Genomic DNA, 21758 nt, shown 5'->3' with positions numbered 1-21758 from the left:
AATTCCTCGCAAATCATCGGTTAATTTTTTTATTCGACATAATTCTCTGAAATCCTTTCTTAATCAAGGATATACGCCATTATATTAGTCTCATGCCCCTCATAGTATATTGCAATGGCCATTATATATCCATTATCACAATTATAAATGCTGGTCAATTCTTGCCATAGACGACGTAATCTATTTTTTTTAACCCTAGTTATATTTTCAATAGCGGGTACAGGCGAAAATTTTGAACAAGTTTTTACTTCAACCAGGACTAAGTTGTTTTCGGAATCTTTGCATAATATATCGACCTCTCCCTTTTTTAGTTTTAGGTTTCTAGCAATTATCTTGTACCCTTGCTGTGCTAAATATTGAGCCGCTATTTCTTCGCCTAAGTTACCTAGCTCCTTTTTTTTCATATTCTCACCTAAAATAGCCGGCCTCAACTGAGGCCGGCTAAATTTTAAAGCTTATGGTATTAAAGCCTTAGCTGCAAGATCAGCTAAATTGGCCAGCGGTGTTGGATATACACCCAGAAGCAGGGTTATGACCATACTTACGATCAAAATTAGCTTCATATTGCCTGGCACAGCGATGGGCGTGTTATCTTGTGCTTCGCCTAGATACATTGCTTTGGTAACGTTCAGATAGTAATATACCGAAACCATTGACATTACCAGGCCCACTAACGCCAACCACAACTTCCCTTCAGCTACAACTGAAGCAAACAAGTATAGTTTACCTGCAAAACCAGCTAGAGGAGGTATCCCAGCCATAGAAAGCAAGCAGGTAGTTAAAACAGCAGCTAGAAGAGGGCTCCTTTGACTTAAACCTGACATATCCTTTATTTCTGTGCTGCCAACATTCATACTCATTACCATGGCAACAGTGAAAGCTCCGACTGTTGCAAAAAGATAGATCATCAGATAAAATGCCATGCCTTTAATACCAGCAGTTGTGCCTGCAACCAAACCGGTTAAGATATATCCAGCCTGGGCAACACCAGAATAAGCTAGCATTCTTTTTAGGTTAGTTTGCGGAATAGCCACAACGTTACCTATGACCATAGAGAGAGCAGACAGTCCCGCTAAAAGCCCTATCCAGCTCATCTTATATGGTGCGAGAGCAAAGTACAGTATCCTGGCAAAAGCTGCAAAGGCAGCAGCCTTGGACCCGACGGCCAAATAAGCGGTTACCGGACTCGGAGCCCCTTGGTAGATATCAGGTGACCACATATGGAAAGGTACAGCAGAGATTTTAAAACCGAAACCTGCAACCAGGAAAACCAAACCTAACAGCAAAGCAGGTTCCAATCCTTGCTTTTGAGCAATGGCCACTATTTCCTGCAAACTAGTAGTTCTAGTCACACCATATACCATGCTTAAGCCATAAAGAATTATTGCCGATGACATGCCGCCTAGGAGTACATACTTTACACCAGCTTCGGCAGAGGCACTGTCTCCCCTTTTCATACCTGCCAAGGCATAAAAACTGATAGTCATCAATTCCAGGCCTAAATAGAGAGCAATTAATTCCCCGGCAGAAACCAAGGTCATCATGCCCAGGCAGGCAAAGACTAGAAGGGAATAAAACTCTGCCCGATAGACAGGTAACTTTTCAGAATATCTGGCAGCTGCAAGAGCAATTAAAGCTCCTGTAAGCAAGGCAAGCTGTTTAAAAAACAGACCGTAATCATCAAAAAGGTAAAATCCATTCAGGACAGATGTTTTGGTTCCATACAGGCTAAAACTATTAGCAAATACTATCAGCAAGCCAATGCCGGTTACATAGCCAAAACCCTTAGTTTGCGCTTTAGGAACCAGGATAGCTAAAACCATTAGTCCCAAAGCTATTAAAGCTGTTTGTAATTCTAACGAAAATAGTGACAGATCCAAATTCATTTAAAAGTTCCCCCCCATCTTTGTTGCTGCGCCGATGACATCACTAATTTGGGCAACCAGCGGAGCAACACCGTTATTAACCATATCCATTAACAAGAAGGGGAACAACCCACCAATGATCAATACTGAACCTAATACATACAGGGGAACCAGTTCCGGGCCCTTAGCATCTGGTAGCCAATCATATTCACTGCGCCGCGGTCCAAACAGGGTATTGGCCAATAAGCGTAGACTGTAGAGTGCAGTGATTATAACCCCGGCAATAGCAATAACAGCACCTGCCATCACAGTACTATTTCCCTGAGCTGCTTTCCAGACACCAATAAAGATAGTAAACTCAGGAACAAAGCTGACTAAACCGGGTAACCCTAAGGAAGCCATACCAGCCATCATAAAACCAGTGGCAATCTTGGGAATTTGATGGGCCAACCCACCCAGATCTGGCATTGTGCGCACATGGGTTTTGTCATATACATAACCGATCATGGAGAAGAACAATGCCGACATAACACCGTGGGCGAACATATTGGCAATGGCCCCATTGATACCAATAATGTTCAGGCTGGCTACACCTAAAAGCACATAACCCATGTGACTGACAGAGCTATAACCAACAACATACTTCAAGTCCTTTTGTGCCAGAGCAATTAGGGCAGCATAAGCCACGTTCACCACTGCTAGCGCTATAATCACCGGCGCCCAGTATTTAGCTCCTTCCGGCATTATGAAGAGCCCAATCCGGATCAAACCGTAGCCACCGATTTTTTTCAATACGCCTGCATGGATCATGGATACAGCAGTTGGTGCACCTGCGTAACCATCAGGTGACCAGGAATGGAAGGGCCACATCGATAACAGAGAAGTAAATCCTAATGCCATCAACAGGAATGCTACTCTCTGGAATTCAGGAGTAAAGTTAAGTTTGGCCAGCTCGCTGATTTCAAATACCCACTTGCCTCCAGTCAGATTATGGGCTTCAACCAGCATATAGATTAAGCCACCAAGTAAAAATGCACTACCTATAAGCAGGTATATGGTCAATTTCATACCGGCATATTCTTTAGTAACCCGCTTGGTGCTACCCCAGATGATAACCATGATATAAATTGGGATAACAACAACTTCGTAAAACAGGAAGAATATGAACAAATCCTGGGTTACAAAGGTACCCATAACACCTGCGATAAGGATCAACAGCAAGATGAAAAATTCTTTTGGTCTCTTTTCATAGTTCCAAGAAGCATAGACAGCACTAAAGCCAATCAATGCTGTTAACAATACCATTGGCAAACTAATTCCATCTACACCGAGTGAATAATTAACGCCGAAATCAGGTATCCAGGGAATAAATTCTCTGAACTGCAGTCCACCAGCCTGCTTATCATAGCTAAAATACACATAAAGGGAAAGGGCCAGAGATACAAAGGTTGCTACAGCAGCAACTGATTTGATTAGCTTATGTTCATCTTTCGGTAAGAAAACGATAACCAGTGCTCCGATTATAGGAGCTAAAAACAATGCTGTTAGCAAGCCCATCAGTTGCCACCCCCTAACATAGCCAGCATTTCTTTGGCTGGGCTACCCATGGCTAGATAGATGGCAATGATGACGATCGCCAGGAAAAGTACCAGCGCATAATTTTGCAAGCGTCCGGTTTGAGCATATCTTAATCCGCCACCCAGTTCTCTGGTAAAGAAGCCCAGACCATTTACAATTCCGTCAATTACATAGATATCGAACCAGTACAACAGCTTTCCTAGACCATCAACAATAGTATGGTTAAACCAGAGGTAGATTTCATCAATAAAATATTTGTTGTAGGAAAGCTTATACAACAAACCAGCCCGTTCAGCCACTTTTTCGTAAGAAATTACTCGCTTCAAGTACATCAAGTAAGCTAAGCCGATTCCGGCCAGAGCCAGTATAGTTGATACTATCATGATGCCATAATTGGCTTCGGCATGATGATATTCTCCGGAACGGACCCAATAAGCCCAGCCATGTTCCGGTCCCCAGGGAGTGCCAACCCATCCTCCCACAACGGAAAGAAATGCCAGAACAAACAGGGGCAATAACATGCTGAAAGGAGATTCATGAGGGTGATTTTCCGGCTTTTCGGGACCAAAAAAGGTCAGGAAAATCATTCGCCACATATAGAATGCAGTCATAGCAGCGGTTATACTTGCCAGCCAGTAAAGAGCAGTATGACCGCTTTCCAGTGTCACTAACAAAATCTCATCCTTACTGAAGAAACCGGCAAATGGGAATATACCGGCAATAGCCAGACCGCCAATGACAAAAGTCCAGGCCGTGTAAGGCATTTTTTTCCTTAAACCACCCATATCCCAGACGTGAACTTTACCATGCATTGCATGTAATACACTACCTGCTCCCAGGAACATCAGAGCCTTGAAGAAAGCATGAGTAAAAAGATGGAAGAAGGAAGCAGTCAAACTACCTACTCCGAGTGCCATCATCATATACCCTAGCTGGGATACAGTCGAATATGCCAGGATCCGTTTAAGCTCTGTTTGAGTCAGGGCGATAGTTGCGGCAAAGAAGGCTGTAAAACCACCAACCCAGGCTACTACTTCACCAGCTACTTCTGCCGTCTGATACAGGAATAACATTCTTCCTACCAGATATACCCCTGCCACCACCATGGTAGCTGCGTGAATCAGAGCTGAAACAGGAGTAGGACCTTCCATCGCATCTGGCAACCATACATGCAGGGGAAATTGACCAGATTTACCAATAGGCCCGATAAACAGCAGGATTGCTATTACATTCAGCAACGCCAGAGAAATTCCATATTGCTGGTAGTTCGGCACCGCCTCTGCCAGCTGTGAAAAATCCAGGGTTCCAAAAACAATTTGCAGGAACAAGATCCCCAGAAGCATGCCAAAGTCGCCAATTCTTGTTGTAATAAATGCTTTTTTGGCTGCTTCTCGAGCAGAAATTTTATAATAGTAATATCCGATCAATAGGTAGGAACACAATCCCACTAGCTCCCAGAAGACAAACATTTGCAGTAAGTTAGTGGATATCACTAACCCTAGCATTGAAGCTGCAAACAGAGACAAATAGGCATAAAATCTACTAAAACCTGGATCTCCATGCATATAGCCAAGGGAATAAATTTGAACTAAAGAAGCAACCAGAGTAACTACAAAAAGCATCATCGCTGATATGGGGTCAATCCGTACCCCCATATTAATATTCAATCCTTCCATGCTGAACCAGGTAACATTCATTTCTAAAGGTTTTTCAATCAATTCTGGATTATTCAAGACCCCTATACCCACACTGACAGCTAAAACAAAGGATGTCAGAATGGCAGCGATCGCTACCAGCGCACTCAACTTTTGCCATCTCAGGGTTAACAACCCGATAATAGCAAATGCCAATGCTGGTAGCAGCGGAATAAGCCAGGCTTTTTCCATTGCAAACTGCACCATGCGCTCTTCGCACCACCTTTATTACCATTTCAGCCAGTCAATATCATTCAGATCAACAGAAAGCCGATCACGATAGATAGCTATTACCAGGGCCAGACCAACCGCAACCTCCGCAGCAGCTACGATTATAGTAAAAAGTGCAAACAGCTGGCCGTCAAGAAATTCAGGCTTTAAGAATCGGGAAAAGGCAACGAGGTTGATGTTAACGGAGTTTAACATCAGCTCTATACCCATCAAAACTGCAATAGCATTGCGTTTTGCCAGGGCACCATATAAGCCAATGCAAAATAGCAGGGCTGCCAACATCAAATAATGCTGTAAGGTAATCATTTCTGATTTTTCACCTCTTTCGCGATTACGATGGCCCCTAACATGGCAACAAGCAATAATACCGCCGCAATTTCAAAAGGTACCACGTAATCGGTTAACATCAGCTCTGCCAGCTGACCGACTGTTTCTTTAGGTCCTTCTGCAGCTTGATTTCCCCAGCTAGTAGCATTTAACAACCAGGCAAGAACGCTAAATACCCCCAGTGAAACAATCAATGCTGTCCACTTTTGATTATTAAACAAATTGGAACGATTTATGTCACCCCGTCTGGTAAGCATAACACCAAAAGCAAAGAGTATCGCTACTGCACCTACATAGACCATTAGCTGCACGAAGGCGATAAAATCAGCATTCAATGTGAGGTAAATACCTACCACTCCGGCAAAAGTTAAGATGAGAAACAGGGCGCTGTGTACCAGGTTGCGTTTTAAAACTACTCCCAGCGCTGCCCCTAATGTAATAAAGGACAGTAGATAGAAAAACAGTGCCTGCATTAATCAATTTCACCCCTTATTTCCCGTTTGCTCGGGATTGCCTCCGTTCTTACTGAAATACTCAGCATACATGTCCCGATTAACGTCTTCCCTGCTGTAGGCAGCAAGCTCAAAATTCTGGGTCCAGCGCAGAGCATTGGTCGGACAGGCCTCTACACAAAAACCACAGAAAAGGCAGCGCTCAACCATCATGGTATAGCCCACCAGTTTACGCTTGTTGTTTTCGTCCTTTTCAGATTTAACTGAAATTACATGGTTGGGACAGGCATTGGCACAGAGACCACAGGATATGCATTTGGGTACATCCAGATAAAAATCCCCATGAAAACGGGGTGCCAGCTGTGGCATCACATCAGGATATAGTTCGGTAACTGCTCCACCACGAAAATGTTTTAAAAAGTGTTTTAGTGTTACACCCATGCCTGTCATAATACCTTTGCCAAACATCTAATCACCATCCCATCCACTGGAAGAGCTTTATACCAACACCGGTTACCAATATATTGGCTAAAGATAGCGGAATCAAGACTTTCCAGCTAAAGCTCATCAAATGATCTATCCGGATCCGAGGTAAGGTCCAACGGGTCCACATAAAGAGTAAAATCATAAAGTACACTTTCAAAATGAACCAGACATAGGACGGGATAAAGTTCAAAAAGTCAAAGGGAGCTTGCCAACCGCCCAGGAAAAGGGTAGTAGCAATGGAGCTCACCGCAACCAGGTTGGCATATTCCGCCAGGAAAAACAAGGCCCAGCGCATACCGCTATATTCCGTATAAAGACCTGCTACTAGTTCCTGCTCACCTTCAGGCAAGTCAAAAGGAGCGCGGTTCAATTCAGCAGTTCCTGCAATGAAATAGATGAAGAAACCAATAAATTGCGGCACAATAAACCACATATTCTTTTGCGCAGCAACAATATCAGACATTTTTAAGGAGCCAGTCAACATCACAACACCCACCAGTGAAAATACCAGCGGGATTTCATAACTAACCATCTGAGCTACACTGCGCATACCACCCAAAAGGGAGTATTTATTGTTGGAGCCCCAACCCGCCATTAAAAAGGCGATAGTTGAGACAGAAGCTACTGAAACAAAGTAAAACAAGCCAATATTCAAGTCAGCGATAATCATTTCGTCACCAAAGGGAATTACTGCAAAAACCATAGTTGCTGGCACAAAAATCAACAAAGAAGCGATCCGGAACACCCATTTATCAACAGCTTCAGGAATAATATCCTCTTTTGTTAAAAGCTTGAGAGTATCAGCCAGGGTTTGAAACAGCCCTTTGGGCCCAAGTCGGTTCGGGCCGTAACGTTGTTGGATAAAACTTGAGATCTTCCGCTCTAAATACACCAGGACCAGTGCGTTTAACAAGCAGAAGATGATAACGCCCAGACCGCCAACAACATCCATTAAAACTTCAACAGCTGCGGGAGAAAAATTAAGGCTGGCAAACCACTGACGAAGCCATTCGGCAAAGACAACAAAAAAACTTTTTTCCATGCATCTTCTCCCCTATACAATCCAGATTTCCCCTAGCGGTCAATTTCCCCTAAAACGATATCGATGGAAGCTAGCACAACAATGGCATCCTGAATATTGCAGCCTTTAACAATTTCAGGGAATACACCGAGATTGACGAACGAAGGTGAATGAATATGGAGTCGATAAGGCTTAGGTGAGCCATCACTGACAATGTAAAAGCCTAATTGACCTTTGGAAATTTCCATGCGATGATAAACTTCTCCTGCCGGAGGTTTAATCACTTTCGGTACTTTGGCCATTATCGGTCCATCTGGGATTTGATCTAAAGCTTGCTCAATAATTTTAAGGCTTTGCTCCATTTCCAGTAGTCTGATCATATAGCGGTCATAACTATCACCGTTGTACAGAACAGGTACTTCAAAATCAAATCGATCATATACACTATAAGGTTCTACTTTCCTGAGGTCATAGGGTACACCACTAGCTCTCAAATTAGGGCCTGTCACCCCATAAGCCAGTGCCAGCTCTTTGGAAAGCACCCCTACGTTCTTGGAACGAGCAATCAAAATCTCGTTTCCAGAAATAACTTTATGATACTCTTCGATAGCTTTAGGAAATTCAGCAATAAATTTTTTTACAGCCGGGAAAAACTCATCTGGAAGGTCTTCAGCCACCCCACCGATCCGCATATAGCTAAATGTCATTCGGGACCCGCTTACCATTTCCAGTAAGTCGAGTACGGTTTCTCTGTCCCGGAAGCAATACATCCAGCCGGTAAATGCCGCCAGGTCAAGAGCATAACTTCCAACAAAAACCAGGTGACTGGCAATACGGCTCAATTCACCAACGATTACTCTGATATATTCCGCCCGTTCTGGAACTTCTATGCCCATGAGTTTTTCCACAGTAGCAACATAGGCCCAGTTATTCAACATACCGGAAAGGTAGTCTAAGCGGTCAGTATAGGGTATAAACTGTGTATATGTTCTGCTTTCGGCAAGTTTTTCCAATCCTCGATGCAGATAACCGGTATGATTTTCAGCTTTAGTAATGTACTCACCATCAAGGGTTAAGACACAGCGATAAACGCCGTGGGTACTAGGGTGCTGGGGACCCAGATTCAATGTGATTTCCTGTGTCCTAATCATCGTCACACCTCACAGTTTGTAATCCTTCCTCAAAGGATGACCTTCCCAATCATCGGGTAGTAGTATTCGTTTGAGGTTAGGATGCCCTTTGAAAATTATCCCAATCAAATCATAGGCCTCTCTTTCCTGCACGTTAGCAGCAGGATACACACTGGTTATTGAGGCGATTTCAGGTTTCACCTTATCTATTACTGCTTTTACGTTGATTTTATCAGGGGACTTTACCGATGTGACCTGATAAGCCATTATAAAGTTGGATTCATACTCCGTTGCAGTTAAATTAACGAGCAAAGGTAACTCAAACTTGTCCCTGAGCTCCTTCATTACGTCAACTATGATCCCAGCGGAAACTTCAATAGTGTCTCCTGAAATGTCTTCAACAGCCTTGACTTTATCCCCAAACTTTTTGTTGAGTTCAGCCAGGACTTTATCCCTAAAGTTATTTGCCATATTTCTTCAACCTCACCTTATTAGGGTTCTCCACCTTTTCTTTGAGCTGGAGAAACCCATAAATCAATGCCTCCGGTCGTGGCGGGCAACCAGGAACATAAACATCTACAGGCAAGAAGGTATCTGCGCCTTTTACAACACTATAGGAGTCAACAAACGGCCCACCACTAATGGCACAACTTCCCATTGCCATTACCCATTTGGGTTCAGGCATTTGGTCGTAGAGCACCTCGATCAAAGGTTGCATTTTTTTTGTTATCGTACCAGCTACAATCATTAAATCACTTTGACGCGGTGATGGCCTAAATACCTCATAACCAAAACGGGCCAGATCAAAACGAGGCCCACCTGCTGACATCATCTCAATAGCGCAGCAGGCCAAACCGAAAGTCATTGGCCATAAAGAGCGTGCCCTGGCCCAATTGAAAACGGCCTCAACTGTTGTCAGAATAACGCCTTTTTCAACCAGTGCCTGAGGGTTTTGGATTTCATTTTTTACATCCATTCCAATGCTCCTTCCTTCCAGGCGTACCAGAATCCCAGAATCAGAATCGCAATAAAGATAAACATTTCAACAAAAGCAAAGGTTCCTAGCACTTTGAATTTTACTGCCCAGGGATATAGAAAAACTGTTTCAACATCAAAGGCAACAAACAGCAAGGCGTACATGAAGTAACTTGTCTTAAACTGAATCCAGGTATCTCCCTGGGTTTCGAGACCGCATTCATAAGTGGTGTACTTGTATTTTGCTGATCTTTTTGGCGAAAGCAATCTGGATACAAACAAAATAATTACAGGGAAAGCCATTGCGACCAGCAAAATAGCACCTATACCCGCAAACTGTAAACTCATAATCTCCCCCCTTTCTTTAGCCCATTTATCATTAGCTCGGAGACAGATAAATTATGCCACCGAGCCCAAGCCAGCGTCAATAAAATTCGACAAACTTGATACTGTTCTTCTTTTCACTAAATTAATTCCACATTTTTGAATTGCAAGACTTTTTTAACAAAAACTGTCGGTTCTTTCATTAAGTCAATTATTTCGCCCCGCAATACTGTATTTCCATACTGATCAGATATAATTTTTACTACCGGACGATAAGGTATACCACGGTTAATGTTAATTACCGTTGCCAGCCGTCCATCAAGCAATTCGACAATACTGCCGATGGGGTAAATCGCCAGGTTCTGTACAAATGCTTTGACTATCTCAGCATCATAAGAATGATATGATGATGCGATTAAGACTTCAATTGCCTCATAAGGTAAGACCATATTTTTATATACTCTGTCAGCAGTCAAGGCATCGTAGGCATCTACCACAGCCACGATCTTGGCAAAAATATGTATCTGTTTCTCGGAAAGCCCCTGGGGGTAACCTGTGCCATTAACTCGCTCATGATGTTGTCGTGCTACATTGGCAGCCAGAGTACTAATCTCGGGATGCATACGTAAAATTTGAAATCCCCTTTCCGTATGAGTTCTGACAATTTTCATTTCCTCATTAGTCAAAGGTCCAGGTTTATTCAATATGGATTCAGGTATAAAACATTTTCCCACATCATGCAGAAGAGCACCCATCGCAAGTTCATACAAGGCGCTCTTCTCCAATCCCATAACATGTCCTACAGCAATAGCCAGGGTACAGACATTCACACTATGGGCAAACGTATAATCATCTAATATCCTGATATCCGAGAGTTTTGTAAGTATTTTAGGATATGAAATAATTTGTGCAATCATTTCATTAATAACCGCTCTGGCTTTCTTCACATTAAATAACTGTCCAGCCTTAATATCACTCATGAACTCTGCAACCAGCTTCTCTGCCTCCAAACGAGTTTCAAAAGAGATAACGTCAGGAAGTTCCTTAACTTTTTCGTAAGCCGTCTGGATATTTATCTCTTCCCAGGGTTTAGGTTGAACTATATATACTGTTGGTATAGCATAATCAAATAAACTTTTAATAAGTTTTTCAGTAAGTTTTTTTCCTGCTTTTATAAGAAGAACTCCATCACGACTATATACCGGTCGCGCTAAAATCATCCCGGGTTTTGCATCGTAAATTAGTATGCGTTTCATCTTGTACCTCCACAAAAAAGATATATTCGCCGTCTTAAGGTAAAATCCCTGCTAGTAGCCGAAATTTTCTTAAATTTTCTCACAATCGGTTTTGCAAGCGGTAGACATAGGCAAGTATTTCTGCTACTGCCTGGTATAGTTCTGCTGGAATCATTTCCCCAGGCTCCTGATTGACTAGAATTCTGGCCAGATAAGGTTGGCTAACTACTGGAATTTCCGCTTCCTCCGCCAGAGCAATTATCTTTTCAGCTATTGGACCACGCCCTGTAGCCAAGATTCGTGGAGCTGCGTCCCGACCGCTATCATAACCTAATGCTATCGCAATCTTCTTTTTTTTATCATTCAATTCCATCACTACCCTTTTAAATCTATCCCACAAGAAAAACCGGTTTCTTCGATCATTTCATCCACAGCCGAGAGCACTGCCCAGCGTTTTATATTCCAACCTAAAGCGTTGAGCTTATTTTTTAGTTCTTCTGTTATAGTTCCTTTTATATTGAAAAAATTAACCCACATCTCTTTGTCTGATGTGGCAGTAATGCTCACAAAAGCAGGGTTGTTAGCCTGCTCAATCCGCACTAAAAAACGCCAAATTTTCATCTGTTGAGCTAAGGCTTTTTCTGCTTCCCCTTCCCAAACCAATGCCTGCAACTCTGTGTCATTACTTTCGGCTAAGGGTTTCCACACCCAATAAGAGACTCCAGGTTCGGGTTCATCCTTTTTCTGCCAATTCTGCATATTAAACAAATCCCCTAATTCAGGTTTGAAATCAGAATTGTTTGCTGACGAAAAAAGCCAATGAGCAAGGAAATTCAACAATTTTTTCTTAAGGGGCAAACCTTCTCGTGCTGCGAAAACAGCAGCTTTTAATGTTTCAGCAGAACTGCCATGCAACTTAATCGCCAGTTGTAACCATTTGATCCAGCGCTCAGTTTGGGGGATATTATGTTTGGAAATATAATCTAATATCAACATTTCGCTCTGGTTTAACTCAACAAGAGTCTGAAAGAAAACCCTGTTTTCTCTAATATCATTGACCTTAAGTAGTACATTTTGTCCTGGCTTTAAATTGAGCTCACTTTGCGCAAAAATAATTATATCACCAATGGCAATCTTGAGCTCAACGCCTTTGACATCTATAACTTTAGCCCAAATTTGCCTTCCAATATTTAACTTCAAGTTTTTTAAGATATTATCAATAGCTTTTGTCTGTATTTCCAACAAGCGGTCGAGCTTCAATCCGCTCACTCTCCAGCAAAAATTTTCTTACAAAGGACCAGCGATGCTGCGGGCATGGGCCATATTTTTTTAAAGCAGCAATATGTGCTGCTGTACCATATCCTTTATGTTGCTCGAAACCATATTCCGGAAACAATTTCCCTATTTCTGCCATCATTTGATCCCTTGTAACTTTGGCGATAACCGAAGCAGCAGCAATACACGCATGCAACGCATCACCATCAATTATCCTTTCTTGATGACCAGGCCAGTCCGCTAAAGTTAAAGCATCTATTAGCAAAACTTTTGGCTCTACTTTTAGTCCTTTTACTGCCCTTAGCATGGCCAGTTTAGTGGCATTTAGAATATTAAGTTGTTCAATTTCAGCCACATCGGAAATTCCGACCGCCCAGGCGATCGCATCCTGTTTTATTTGTTCATATAACTGATTACGTTTAGATTCAGTTAGTTTTTTCGAGTCATCCAAAACAGGATAATAACAATCTTCAGGTAAAATAACAGCAGCGGCTACTACTGGACCGGCCAGCGGACCTCGCCCGGCTTCGTCCACTCCTGCAACCAACAATCCTTGCTGGCGGTATCGTTTTTCTAACGCCCTAAAATCATGCCAGCGTTTTTGTAATAAATAGTTTTTTTCTCTGTTTTTCATATATCTGAGCAATAGCTTTTTTACTGCTGGTCGGTGATCGGCTTTCAGCAGTTCTAACATGTCTAGCGGTATTTCCTGATTACGGCTAAGTAATTCTTTTAAATATTGCTGTATATCTTTAATTGTTTTCATATACTTCGCCCCTTTAAACTTTTAAAATTCGACGTTTGATATGTTTTTCCTGCAAAAATAAAAATAGAAAATAAAGGCCTGAAATGAAAATGAAAATATTTTGTTTTTTTTGAAAATTAACATTATTGGAACCCCAAATAACCATAAGTTATTGAGGATTCCAAGAATGTTAATTTTATAATTTGCCTGCTTTTAGATTTATATATTAAAAATCTTTTTTAAAAGTTTTGATTTGCCTCTACTTGCAGGGATTTCTGTACTATCTTTGTCCTTCATAATCAGCGTGTAGCAACCGTGGAAACTAGGACGGATTTCTTTTACGTAATTAATATTGACAATATAACATCGGTGAGGGCGAAAAAACATAGCCGGATTCAATCTTTGCTCAAGTTCTTTAATGGTAAATCGTGTTATTAAATCTTCACCTTGTTTAACTCTTAAATAGACAAACTCTTTTTCAGAGTAAAAGAAAATTATATCTTCTATCTTAACAGGATAGATAGTTCCTCTTAATTTCCCTGTAACTATTTGGAAATAATTTGATTTCCCAGAAGGAAATCCTTCCTTGCTGAACTCTGTAAATAATCGATTTATAACCTCCTCAACTTTGGATTTTTCAATAGGTTTTAAAAGATAGTCAAAAGCTTTAACTTTAATAGCTTCGATAGCATGATCTTCATAGGCCGTAACAAAAATAATTTTGGGGGCGCTATCCATGTTTTGCAATATATGAACTAGTTCAATGCCACTCATATCTGGCATTCTTATGTCTAAAAAGACGGCATCATAATTTAGAGCGGTAATCAGTTGATAAGCCTCATTGGCATTACTGGCTTCGCCAACTATGGAAATATTGTTAAACATGCTCAAATGATATCGTAACTCCTTGCGGGCGGGGTACTCATCATCAACGATTAGTACTCGTAACTTTTTCATTTTAAATCTTCCTTTCAAATCATACTAATTCTTCTAAATATTCCTCTGTACCCATTGGCATAATATGAACTCCATCAGAAATACTTTTTAATTCATTAATGGTGTCTTGTGCAATTCTTAATCCCTCTTTTATAGGATTTTTAGATTTTTCAAGAATATCAATGAATTTCTCCGGAACCTTAATTCCGGGAATGTTTTTGTTCATATACCTGGCCATAGCAGCTGATTTTAAAGGAATAATACCTACCAAAAACCGTATGTTAAATCTTTTAGCATCTTCAATAAAATCAGCAACTTCCCGAACAGAATATACCGCCTGTGTTTGTACAAACCTGATACCAGCGGCCACTTTCCTCTCTAATTTCCACATTTGGGCTTCTCTGCACTGAAGTGAGGGATTTACTACACCACCATAGATTAAATTAGGTTTTCCGGTCAAAACCTTGCCGTTTAAAGTATAGCCATTGTTAAGTTGAGCAGCGGTAGCCATGAGCTGTACTGAGTCCAGGTCAAACACAGATTTAGACTTGGGGTCTTCACCGATTAATGTATGATCACCTGTCATAAAAAGGAAATATTCTACCCCTAAAGCCGCTGCTCCCAAAATCTCAGATTGTAAGGCCATCCGGTTTCTGTCTCTACAGGTCAGTTGACATATGGGAGTAATGCCTTCCTTTAGTAATATGGCACATACAGCCACTGGAGAAATCTTAATACTTGCCCTTTGATTATCGGTGATATTAATTGCATCAACTTTCCCCCAAATTTTTTTAGCCGTTGTGAGTAATTTTGAACAATCTATCCCTCTCGGAGGACATAATTCAACGGTTGTTATGAATTGCCCTGATAATAATTTTCTTCTAAAATCCATTAGTCCTCACCACCGAATAGTCTTTAATCTGATTCAGGATCTGCGTTATCGATATCCTTCTATTTTGAACTTTGGGAATAACCATGCACCATACACAGTCTTTAACTCCATCAATTTCACATTTGCCATTTTGAGCCCCTCCACAAGGGCCATTAATTAATCCTTTAGCACAGTGCATGATAGGACAAGTCCCTGCCATCGGAATCATACAATTTCGACATTTTACACATACTCCGCGCATCATTGACACCACCTAAAGGTATTTTAATTAATACCATCGTTCCACGATGTTCCTGGCTTTTGATTTTCAACCGGTATTTTGGTCCATACAAACTTATTAATCGTTGGTCAATATTGCTTAAAGCCAAACCGTTATTAGTATCTTGAGTAGGAATCAGTATTTTAGCTTGCCGGTCTCTAGGAATTCCTTTACCGTTGTCACGAACCAGCACATATAAAGTTTTATTCTTTTCTTTACAAGTTATTGTAACTTCTCCACCATTGGTAAGGGGTGAAACTCCATGTAAGATGGCATTTTCAACCAAGGGCTGAATAATTAGTCCAGGTATTAAAATATTTAATAGATGCGACTCCACATTAAAGGCAACTTTAAGTCTATCACCAAATCTAGCTTGTTCTAACGTTATATAAGTTTTGATATATTCAATTTCCTCGCTGAGGGTGATAAAATCTTGGTCACTTTTTAATGTTTTGCGGAAGAACTTTGAGAACTCAATTAGCAACTCCCGAGCCTTATCCGGGTCATTTCTACTACAATAGATAATCGTGTTGATAACGTTAAACAGAAAATGAGGTCTAATCTGAGCCTGCAGGGCTTCTAGCTTGGCTTTGGCCGCCAATTGTTTTTGATGTTCTTTTTCCGCAAGTTCAATCTGAATACTAAGGATCTGGCCGATACCTTTGGCTAAGTTCAGTAGATAATCATCAATGCGAGTCCTATTAACCTGGTATAATTTCAGGGTACCAACAACCTTGCTGTCACAAAAAAGAGGTACAATTACCGCTGCTTTAAGGGGACAGGAACAATCTTTAATTGAACAATTAAATTCACCGTTATTTATTACCATCACCTTACCTGCATTAATGGCTTCCTTGGTTACGTTAGTAATAATACTTTTCCCTAAACGATGATGATTGCAGCCTGCTCCGGCAAATCCTATAATTTGCTGGGTATCAGTAATCGCTACAGCATCTACCGGAATAATTCTTTTAATAATTTCAACAACCTTTTGAGCTGTTTCCGGAGTCAGGCCTTGCCTTAAATAGTGTAACGTTTCATAGGCTAAATAAATTTCAGGTTTGTATAAAGAATAACTCGGAGCTGTAGCTTCCCTGTTTGTTTTCCACTGAAGCTTTCCCAGCCAAACCCCTGCTAAGAAACCAAATATTGCAAGACTAATAGCCGATAGCATCTCTAAGCACATCCTCAATAAATTCTATTGGGTCAATTTCCTTCACTCCATGAATTTCCCTGACCACCATAAACTTTTGACAATTGTTATCACAAACACTTTTATGTTTTTCTAAACATTCTATAGAGTCAAAAATATAAACATTGATACCAATTTCAGACGCCATTTGTACCAGCCCATCTATTCTGGCATCTCCAACGCTACCACCTACAATAGCTAATGAAGGTTTAAAATTCCAAACTTCATAAAGATATTCCAGATCTTCTTTTAATGTCAATAATTTTCTTCCCATTTTGCATCTACTCCTTATGAATTTTTCAAAATTATTTTCGCCTAATAAAAACCATAATTTTGAAGAAACATCCAACTTAAAACCCTTTTTCAGCATAAATCGAATTAGCAATATAATTGATTTGATTAAATATTTTTGTTGGTCATAACTTGCTATAACTTTTTTAGGATAATAATCATATAGAAAGTTTTTTAAGTATTTGTAGTTTAGCTTCCATATTGGAACCCCTACCTCACAGGCAAGATAGTCAATAAGTAATAGACAATGTTCTAAATGATAGGCTCTGATTGTTTTGTTTTTGATAATACGGCCAAGCCAGGCATCAAATGGTTTATAAACCATTTTTTCGGCCATATCCATTAAAACAACAGCATAATCAACATTCTGGGGAAGCCAATGTACGATTATAAGTTGATCATTGTTAGATTCTTTTGCCATTACCGTTGCATGTACCATTTTTGTTACCTCCCTCAATAACTGATCTATATAATTCTTGGTAAAAGTATAATTCAATACAAAAAATCATGCATTAAAATCACCGTCAAATGGCAAAATTAATTAAATAATTATCACAAGATACCGTTGAAATGCATAAATAATCACTATATTGCTAGGACTAGCATAAAAACAAAAAAAGGTGACTCTTAAGCGTCACCTTCAGAAAATAAAGTCAAATGTAACTTTTGCGATTTTGCCTTTCTGGAATTCATCTAGAATAACTGCCGCAGTCCTTTGCGTTTCTACCTTTCCGCCGGCCAGCAAAAATCCACGTTTACGGCCAATTGCCAGTAATATCTCATAAGGATCATAACTCAGTTCAGTTAGTTTATAACGTTCTTTTAATGCTTCCGGTTTATGGACGAGAAACCATTGGATTATCCATAAGACAACATCCTCTATTGGCAGGATTTCTTCTTTAATCGCACCTGTCGCTGCTAGCTTAATACCAACTTCGGGATCAGCAAATTTAGGCCAGAGTAGGCCCGGGGTATCCAGTAGTTCAATATCCTTATGTATTCTGATCCATTGTTGTCCTCTGGTCACTCCTGGCCTATCACCTGTTTTTGCTATAGTTTTACCGACCAGTTTATTGATAAAAGAGGACTTGCCTACATTTGGTATACCAACCACCATCACTCTGATCGGGCGATGGCGATAGCCTTTGGCTTTTAATGCTTCTAATTTTTCAGCAGCCAGGTCTTTTAAAGCCGGCACTATTTCGTTATAACCCTCTTTGTTCATTGTATTTATAGCAATTGCCCGCTGTTTTTTTTCTCTCGATTTATTTAGATATTCCAACCATCTTCTTGTTTGTACATCATCAGCTAAATCTTTTTTGTTAAGAAGCATAAGTCGAGGTTTTGTACCAAATAGAATATCGAAATCCGGGTTGCGACTGCTTGACGGGATCCTGGCATCTACTAATTCAATTATGACATCAATTATTTTTAATGTTTCTTTTAATAAATTTTTAGCCTTGGCCATATGGCCCGGATACCAGTGGATAGTCATGCTTCCTCATCCTATTCTTAATCGTGGTAATCGTCGATTATACCGATTCTGCTCAGGGGCCAGTAGATGACCATCGCCTTACCGACTATATTATCTTGGGGTAAAAAGCCCCAGAATCTGCTGTCATCCGAGTGGTTCCGATTATCGCCCATCATAAAATAGTGGTCATCTGGCACTTTTACCGGCCCAAAATCCTGAAAACGCAATCCCGGTGGCAAATATGGTTCTTTAATTTGTTTACCGTTTATATATAGATTACTATCCTTAATCTCAACAATATCCCCTGGTAAACCGATTACGCGCTTAATAAAATCCCGCTTTGGATCAAGTGGAAACTTAAATACCATTATATCTCCGCGCTGGGGCTTGGTAAACCGGTAAATGAATTTATTAACAATGATTCGGTCTCCAGGTTTCAGGGTTGGTTCCATAGACCCGGAAGGTATATAAAAAGGCTGTACGACAAAAAAGCGTATAATAGCCGCAAGAACGACTGCAATTGCCAGTGCCTCTAGTAGCTCCCAGAGCCCTTCCTTTTTTTCAGTATTTTCTACCAACCTTTTCCGCCCCTTTCTGTGCAAAAAGGGACCGGCTACCCAGTCCCTTTTTGTAACACTATTTCAGCTCTTTAATCCGAGCAGCCTTACCGCTCAATTTCCGCAGGTAGTACAACTTAGCGCGGCGAACCTTACCACGCCGGACAACTTCAATTTTTTCCAGGTTAGGAGAGTGAACAGGGAAAATTCTTTCCACACCAACCCCGGAAGCTACCCGTCTTACAGTAAAGGTCTCGCGCAGTCCAGCTCCTTGACGTCTGATCACAACCCCTTCAAAAAGCTGGATTCTTTCCCGGTTACCTTCCTTAACTTTTACATAGCACTTAACTGTATCACCAGGGCGGAAGTCGGGAAGATCTTTACGCAGTTGTTCTTTTTCCAGCATAGTCAACAAATCCATTTTTGCTAACCTCCCTCCTGCCTAGACGCTCATATCCCCTGGTCAGGACAGCGGAACGCCCGTACTACCACAAGGCACATTATAACACATGCAATATGATTTGACAAGCACTATTTTCCCCACCAGGGCTCTCCCAGAAGTCTATCTAAAATAATCGATACCGCACTTCTGACACAAAGGTGATTATATTCTCCTCCACCATAAATGGGCTCTAGAATATAATCAGCCCCTTCCATTACTTCTTTGATTATGCCATATCCGGTGCCAAATAATAAGAGATAAGGTTTTTCACCCTTATGGATCTCTTCTCGCAATTTTATATAAGAGATAGTGTTAGGATAGACTCGAGCATCGGTAGTTATGGTTACCGGTTTTTGACCAGTTTTTTTCTCTATATCCTGGATTACATCTTCGAGAGTATCGATCAGTTGTAATCTCTGAAATGCCTCTTGACGGTCAGGATTGTAAACTGCTCCGTAACCACTGCGCCAGTACTCCAGCATATGATTGATTAACTCCTGCTGAGCTGGAACCGGATGCACAATATAGTATGTCTCCACGTTATAGGTCCGCGCACTTCTGGCAATATCGTGAACATCAAGATTAGTGATACTGGTTGTAACCACTTCCATGTGTTTGTTATAAATTGGATAGTGTAGCAACGCGATAAAAACTCTTGGCTTCGCCATGCCAATCCTCCTAGTCTTTAATTTGCCGGGGATCAACAGTGATTTCTTCTTCCATTAGTTTGTAGTCCTCTTCTTTTAATGTTACCGCTTCCAATAAATCAGGTCGCCAGGCTAAGGTCCGTTTCAATGCCTGTTGCCGGCGCCAGCGGGCAATTTTACCGTGATCGCCTGACAAAAGTATATCAGGTACTTTTAAACCCCGGTATTCACGAGGACGAGTATACTGGGGATATTCCAGCAACCCCTGGGAAAACGTCTCATCAGCTGCTGACATTTCTTCCCCTAAAACCCCCGGAATCAGCCGTGCAACCGCATCGACAATAACCATAGCAGCTAATTCGCCACCGGTCAAAATAAAATCACCAATGGAAATCTGATCTGTTACCAGTCCTTCTCTGACTCGTTCATCAATACCTTCATAATGGCCACAAATAAAAACCAGATGTTCTTTTAGCGCAAGTTCGCGGGCTATATTCTGGGAAAATTTTCTCCCTTGTGGGCTTAAAAGTATAATATTCTCTGGTACCCGACCATCTCTCTCTGCGATAAAATCCACTGCCCGGAAAATTGGTTCCGGTTTCATGACCATACCGGCTCCACCGCCATAAGGATAATCGTCAACAATTCTGTGTTTATCGGTTGTAAAATCGCGGATGTTTATGGTATTTATTTCTAACAAACCCTTTTCAAGCGCCCTTTTTATAATGGAATGGGCAAAAGGTCCCCAGAACATATCGGGAAATAAGGTCAGTATGTCAAATTTCATCTTCATCCACCAATCCCGGCATCAAGTAGACCGTCATTGTTTTAGTAACAGTATCAACTGAGAGTATGACATCTTTTATAGCTGGTAGCAAAATGTCTTTTCCGCCATCTGCAGGCTTGACTACATATACATCATTTGCCCCTGTAGAAAAGACATCAACCAGCGTACCAATTTTTTCCCCTGTATCAGTAATAACCGTCATTCCCAGCAAATCATGGATATACCAGGTATCAGGAGGTAGTTCTTTCAATTGGTCCCTGGTAATGACAATATAAGCATCTTTTAGCCGTTCAGCTGCGTTCATATCAACGATCTCTCGAAATTTAACTATAATAAATTGTTTATGCGGACGGGCAGAGTCAATATGGAATGCCCGGGTTTTTCCATTTTGTTGTACTAAAACCTCTTCCATTTCATAAAACCGTTCCGGAAAATCCGTCATAGGAATTACGCGAACTTCACCACGATGTCCTTGGGTATTGACTATTTTCCCAATGGCAATAAATTCATTATTCATTGGAGTCCCTCCGCCATTCATGCTGTCTAATGGCTATCACCTGATCATCTTCCAGTACAACTTCTACCCCATAAAGGGAGCTAAAAGATTGGCCAATTTGCAGAGTGGCCAGAGATTCAACTGTACCTTGATAGATTTCTTCACCTACAGTCCAATTGCTAATCTCTTTAAGTTTTTGAATGAGGTTTTGTTTCTGATCCAGTAATTTTTGTTTTTCCAATTCATATCTTTTTTGCTGCTGAGGGTTCCTTTTGACCAGAAAATCCAGCTGCTGCAATTCCAAATCCAACCTATTAAGATTTTCTCTTACTTCCGAAGCCATTCGCTGGCGAAAGTCCTCGGTTACTTTGACTTTCAGCACTACCGGCCGGCGGATCAATATTTCATTCAGGTACTGCAAATCAATCCCTCCTGATGTTGAACAAG

General features: G+C 41.0%; 28 protein-coding genes. All 28 read right to left on the bottom strand.

Annotation, left to right across the window (positions count from 1 at the left end; genetic code table 11):
- Positions 1-59: 59 nt before the first annotated feature.
- Complete coding sequence (locus CTH_RS06700) at positions 60-404, bottom strand: YraN family protein (RefSeq protein WP_078664361.1); 345 nt, start codon at positions 402-404, stop codon at positions 60-62.
- A 51-nt stretch (positions 405-455) separates the two neighbouring features.
- A complete protein-coding gene (locus CTH_RS06695) occupies positions 456-1886 on the bottom strand; it encodes an NADH-quinone oxidoreductase subunit N (protein ID WP_078664360.1) in 1431 nt (476 codons plus the stop codon).
- On the bottom strand, positions 1887-3422 hold the full coding sequence (locus CTH_RS06690; protein ID WP_078664359.1) for a complex I subunit 4 family protein: 1536 nt from the start codon (positions 3420-3422) through the stop codon (positions 1887-1889).
- Positions 3422-5344 carry an NADH-quinone oxidoreductase subunit L gene (nuoL, locus tag CTH_RS06685; RefSeq protein WP_107753373.1) on the bottom strand — a complete coding sequence of 641 codons (1923 nt, stop codon included), beginning with the start codon at positions 5342-5344 and terminating at the stop codon, positions 3422-3424. The genes CTH_RS06690 and nuoL overlap by 1 nt, the downstream gene beginning before the upstream one ends.
- 21 nt (positions 5345-5365) lie before the next feature.
- Positions 5366-5674 (bottom strand): NADH-quinone oxidoreductase subunit NuoK, encoded by a 309-nt coding sequence (gene nuoK / locus CTH_RS06680; protein WP_078664357.1) that lies wholly within the window; start codon positions 5672-5674, stop codon positions 5366-5368.
- Positions 5671-6168 carry an NADH-quinone oxidoreductase subunit J family protein gene (locus CTH_RS06675; RefSeq protein ID WP_078664356.1) on the bottom strand — a complete coding sequence of 166 codons (498 nt, stop codon included), beginning with the start codon at positions 6166-6168 and terminating at the stop codon, positions 5671-5673. Before CTH_RS06675 ends, nuoK begins: the two co-directional genes overlap by 4 nt.
- Before the next feature lie 9 nt (positions 6169-6177).
- Positions 6178-6615, bottom strand: coding sequence for a NuoI/complex I 23 kDa subunit family protein (locus CTH_RS06670; protein WP_078664355.1), 438 nt, complete (start codon positions 6613-6615; stop codon positions 6178-6180).
- Between the two features lie 4 nt (positions 6616-6619).
- Complete coding sequence (nuoH, locus tag CTH_RS06665; RefSeq protein WP_078664354.1) at positions 6620-7675, bottom strand: NADH-quinone oxidoreductase subunit NuoH; 1056 nt, start codon at positions 7673-7675, stop codon at positions 6620-6622.
- A 32-nt stretch (positions 7676-7707) separates the two neighbouring features.
- Positions 7708-8805 carry an NADH-quinone oxidoreductase subunit D gene (locus CTH_RS06660; RefSeq protein WP_078664353.1) on the bottom strand — a complete coding sequence of 366 codons (1098 nt, stop codon included), beginning with the start codon at positions 8803-8805 and terminating at the stop codon, positions 7708-7710.
- 9 nt (positions 8806-8814) lie between these two features.
- Positions 8815-9255: an NADH-quinone oxidoreductase subunit C gene (locus CTH_RS06655; protein WP_078664352.1), complete on the bottom strand. Its 441-nt coding sequence runs from the start codon at positions 9253-9255 to the stop codon at positions 8815-8817.
- Positions 9245-9760, bottom strand: coding sequence for an NADH-quinone oxidoreductase subunit B (locus CTH_RS06650; RefSeq protein ID WP_107753371.1), 516 nt, complete (start codon positions 9758-9760; stop codon positions 9245-9247). The genes CTH_RS06655 and CTH_RS06650 overlap by 11 nt, the downstream gene beginning before the upstream one ends.
- Positions 9751-10107 (bottom strand): NADH-quinone oxidoreductase subunit A, encoded by a 357-nt coding sequence (locus tag CTH_RS06645; protein WP_078664350.1) that lies wholly within the window; start codon positions 10105-10107, stop codon positions 9751-9753. The genes CTH_RS06650 and CTH_RS06645 overlap by 10 nt, the downstream gene beginning before the upstream one ends.
- A gap of 116 nt (positions 10108-10223) precedes the next feature.
- Positions 10224-11339, bottom strand: a complete 1116-nt coding sequence (locus CTH_RS06640) for an HD-GYP domain-containing protein (RefSeq protein ID WP_107753368.1) — start codon at positions 11337-11339, stop codon at positions 10224-10226.
- A gap of 79 nt (positions 11340-11418) precedes the next feature.
- Positions 11419-11685, bottom strand: coding sequence for an EscU/YscU/HrcU family type III secretion system export apparatus switch protein (locus CTH_RS06635; protein ID WP_375804192.1), 267 nt, complete (start codon positions 11683-11685; stop codon positions 11419-11421).
- 8 nt (positions 11686-11693) lie between these two features.
- Positions 11694-12578 carry a hypothetical protein gene (locus tag CTH_RS06630; RefSeq protein WP_107753366.1) on the bottom strand — a complete coding sequence of 295 codons (885 nt, stop codon included), beginning with the start codon at positions 12576-12578 and terminating at the stop codon, positions 11694-11696.
- Positions 12535-13359 (bottom strand): ribonuclease HII, encoded by an 825-nt coding sequence (locus tag CTH_RS06625; RefSeq protein ID WP_078664346.1) that lies wholly within the window; start codon positions 13357-13359, stop codon positions 12535-12537. Before CTH_RS06625 ends, CTH_RS06630 begins: the two co-directional genes overlap by 44 nt.
- A 198-nt stretch (positions 13360-13557) precedes the next feature.
- Positions 13558-14295 (bottom strand): LytR/AlgR family response regulator transcription factor, encoded by a 738-nt coding sequence (locus tag CTH_RS06620; protein WP_078664345.1) that lies wholly within the window; start codon positions 14293-14295, stop codon positions 13558-13560.
- A gap of 19 nt (positions 14296-14314) precedes the next feature.
- Complete coding sequence (locus CTH_RS06615; RefSeq protein ID WP_078664344.1) at positions 14315-15166, bottom strand: methylenetetrahydrofolate reductase; 852 nt, start codon at positions 15164-15166, stop codon at positions 14315-14317.
- Positions 15156-15365, bottom strand: coding sequence for a methylenetetrahydrofolate reductase C-terminal domain-containing protein (locus tag CTH_RS14520; RefSeq protein ID WP_375804193.1), 210 nt, complete (start codon positions 15363-15365; stop codon positions 15156-15158). The genes CTH_RS06615 and CTH_RS14520 overlap by 11 nt, the downstream gene beginning before the upstream one ends.
- Positions 15331-16599, bottom strand: coding sequence for a histidine kinase (locus tag CTH_RS06605; protein WP_159073829.1), 1269 nt, complete (start codon positions 16597-16599; stop codon positions 15331-15333). The genes CTH_RS14520 and CTH_RS06605 overlap by 35 nt, the downstream gene beginning before the upstream one ends.
- Complete coding sequence (locus CTH_RS06600) at positions 16583-17347, bottom strand: hypothetical protein (RefSeq protein ID WP_107753362.1); 765 nt, start codon at positions 17345-17347, stop codon at positions 16583-16585. Before CTH_RS06600 ends, CTH_RS06605 begins: the two co-directional genes overlap by 17 nt.
- 201 nt (positions 17348-17548) lie before the next feature.
- Positions 17549-18403 carry a ribosome biogenesis GTPase YlqF gene (gene ylqF / locus CTH_RS06595; protein ID WP_079933644.1) on the bottom strand — a complete coding sequence of 285 codons (855 nt, stop codon included), beginning with the start codon at positions 18401-18403 and terminating at the stop codon, positions 17549-17551.
- Positions 18404-18420: 17 nt separating this feature from the next.
- On the bottom strand, positions 18421-18960 hold the full coding sequence (lepB, locus tag CTH_RS06590) for a signal peptidase I (RefSeq protein WP_242947952.1): 540 nt from the start codon (positions 18958-18960) through the stop codon (positions 18421-18423).
- Positions 18961-19018: 58 nt separating this feature from the next.
- Positions 19019-19360, bottom strand: a complete 342-nt coding sequence (rplS, locus tag CTH_RS06585) for a 50S ribosomal protein L19 (RefSeq protein ID WP_078665525.1) — start codon at positions 19358-19360, stop codon at positions 19019-19021.
- 110 nt (positions 19361-19470) lie between these two features.
- Positions 19471-20049, bottom strand: coding sequence for an RNA methyltransferase (locus tag CTH_RS06580; RefSeq protein WP_078665524.1), 579 nt, complete (start codon positions 20047-20049; stop codon positions 19471-19473).
- A gap of 10 nt (positions 20050-20059) precedes the next feature.
- The gene (trmD, locus tag CTH_RS06575; RefSeq protein WP_078665523.1) at positions 20060-20815 is read right to left on the bottom strand and encodes a tRNA (guanosine(37)-N1)-methyltransferase TrmD; all 756 of its coding nucleotides are present in this window, start codon (positions 20813-20815) and stop codon (positions 20060-20062) included.
- Positions 20805-21332, bottom strand: a complete 528-nt coding sequence (gene rimM, locus CTH_RS06570; RefSeq protein ID WP_078665522.1) for a ribosome maturation factor RimM — start codon at positions 21330-21332, stop codon at positions 20805-20807. Before rimM ends, trmD begins: the two co-directional genes overlap by 11 nt.
- Complete coding sequence (locus tag CTH_RS06565; RefSeq protein ID WP_159071860.1) at positions 21325-21732, bottom strand: YlqD family protein; 408 nt, start codon at positions 21730-21732, stop codon at positions 21325-21327. Before CTH_RS06565 ends, rimM begins: the two co-directional genes overlap by 8 nt.
- Positions 21733-21758: the final 26 nt, after the last annotated feature.

Source organism: Carboxydocella thermautotrophica (genome assembly GCA_003054495.1).
In the GTDB taxonomy this organism is placed as follows: Bacteria; Bacillota.
The sequence above is the reverse complement of the archived record's forward strand: the minus strand, read 5'-3'. Positions and strand labels throughout refer to the sequence as shown.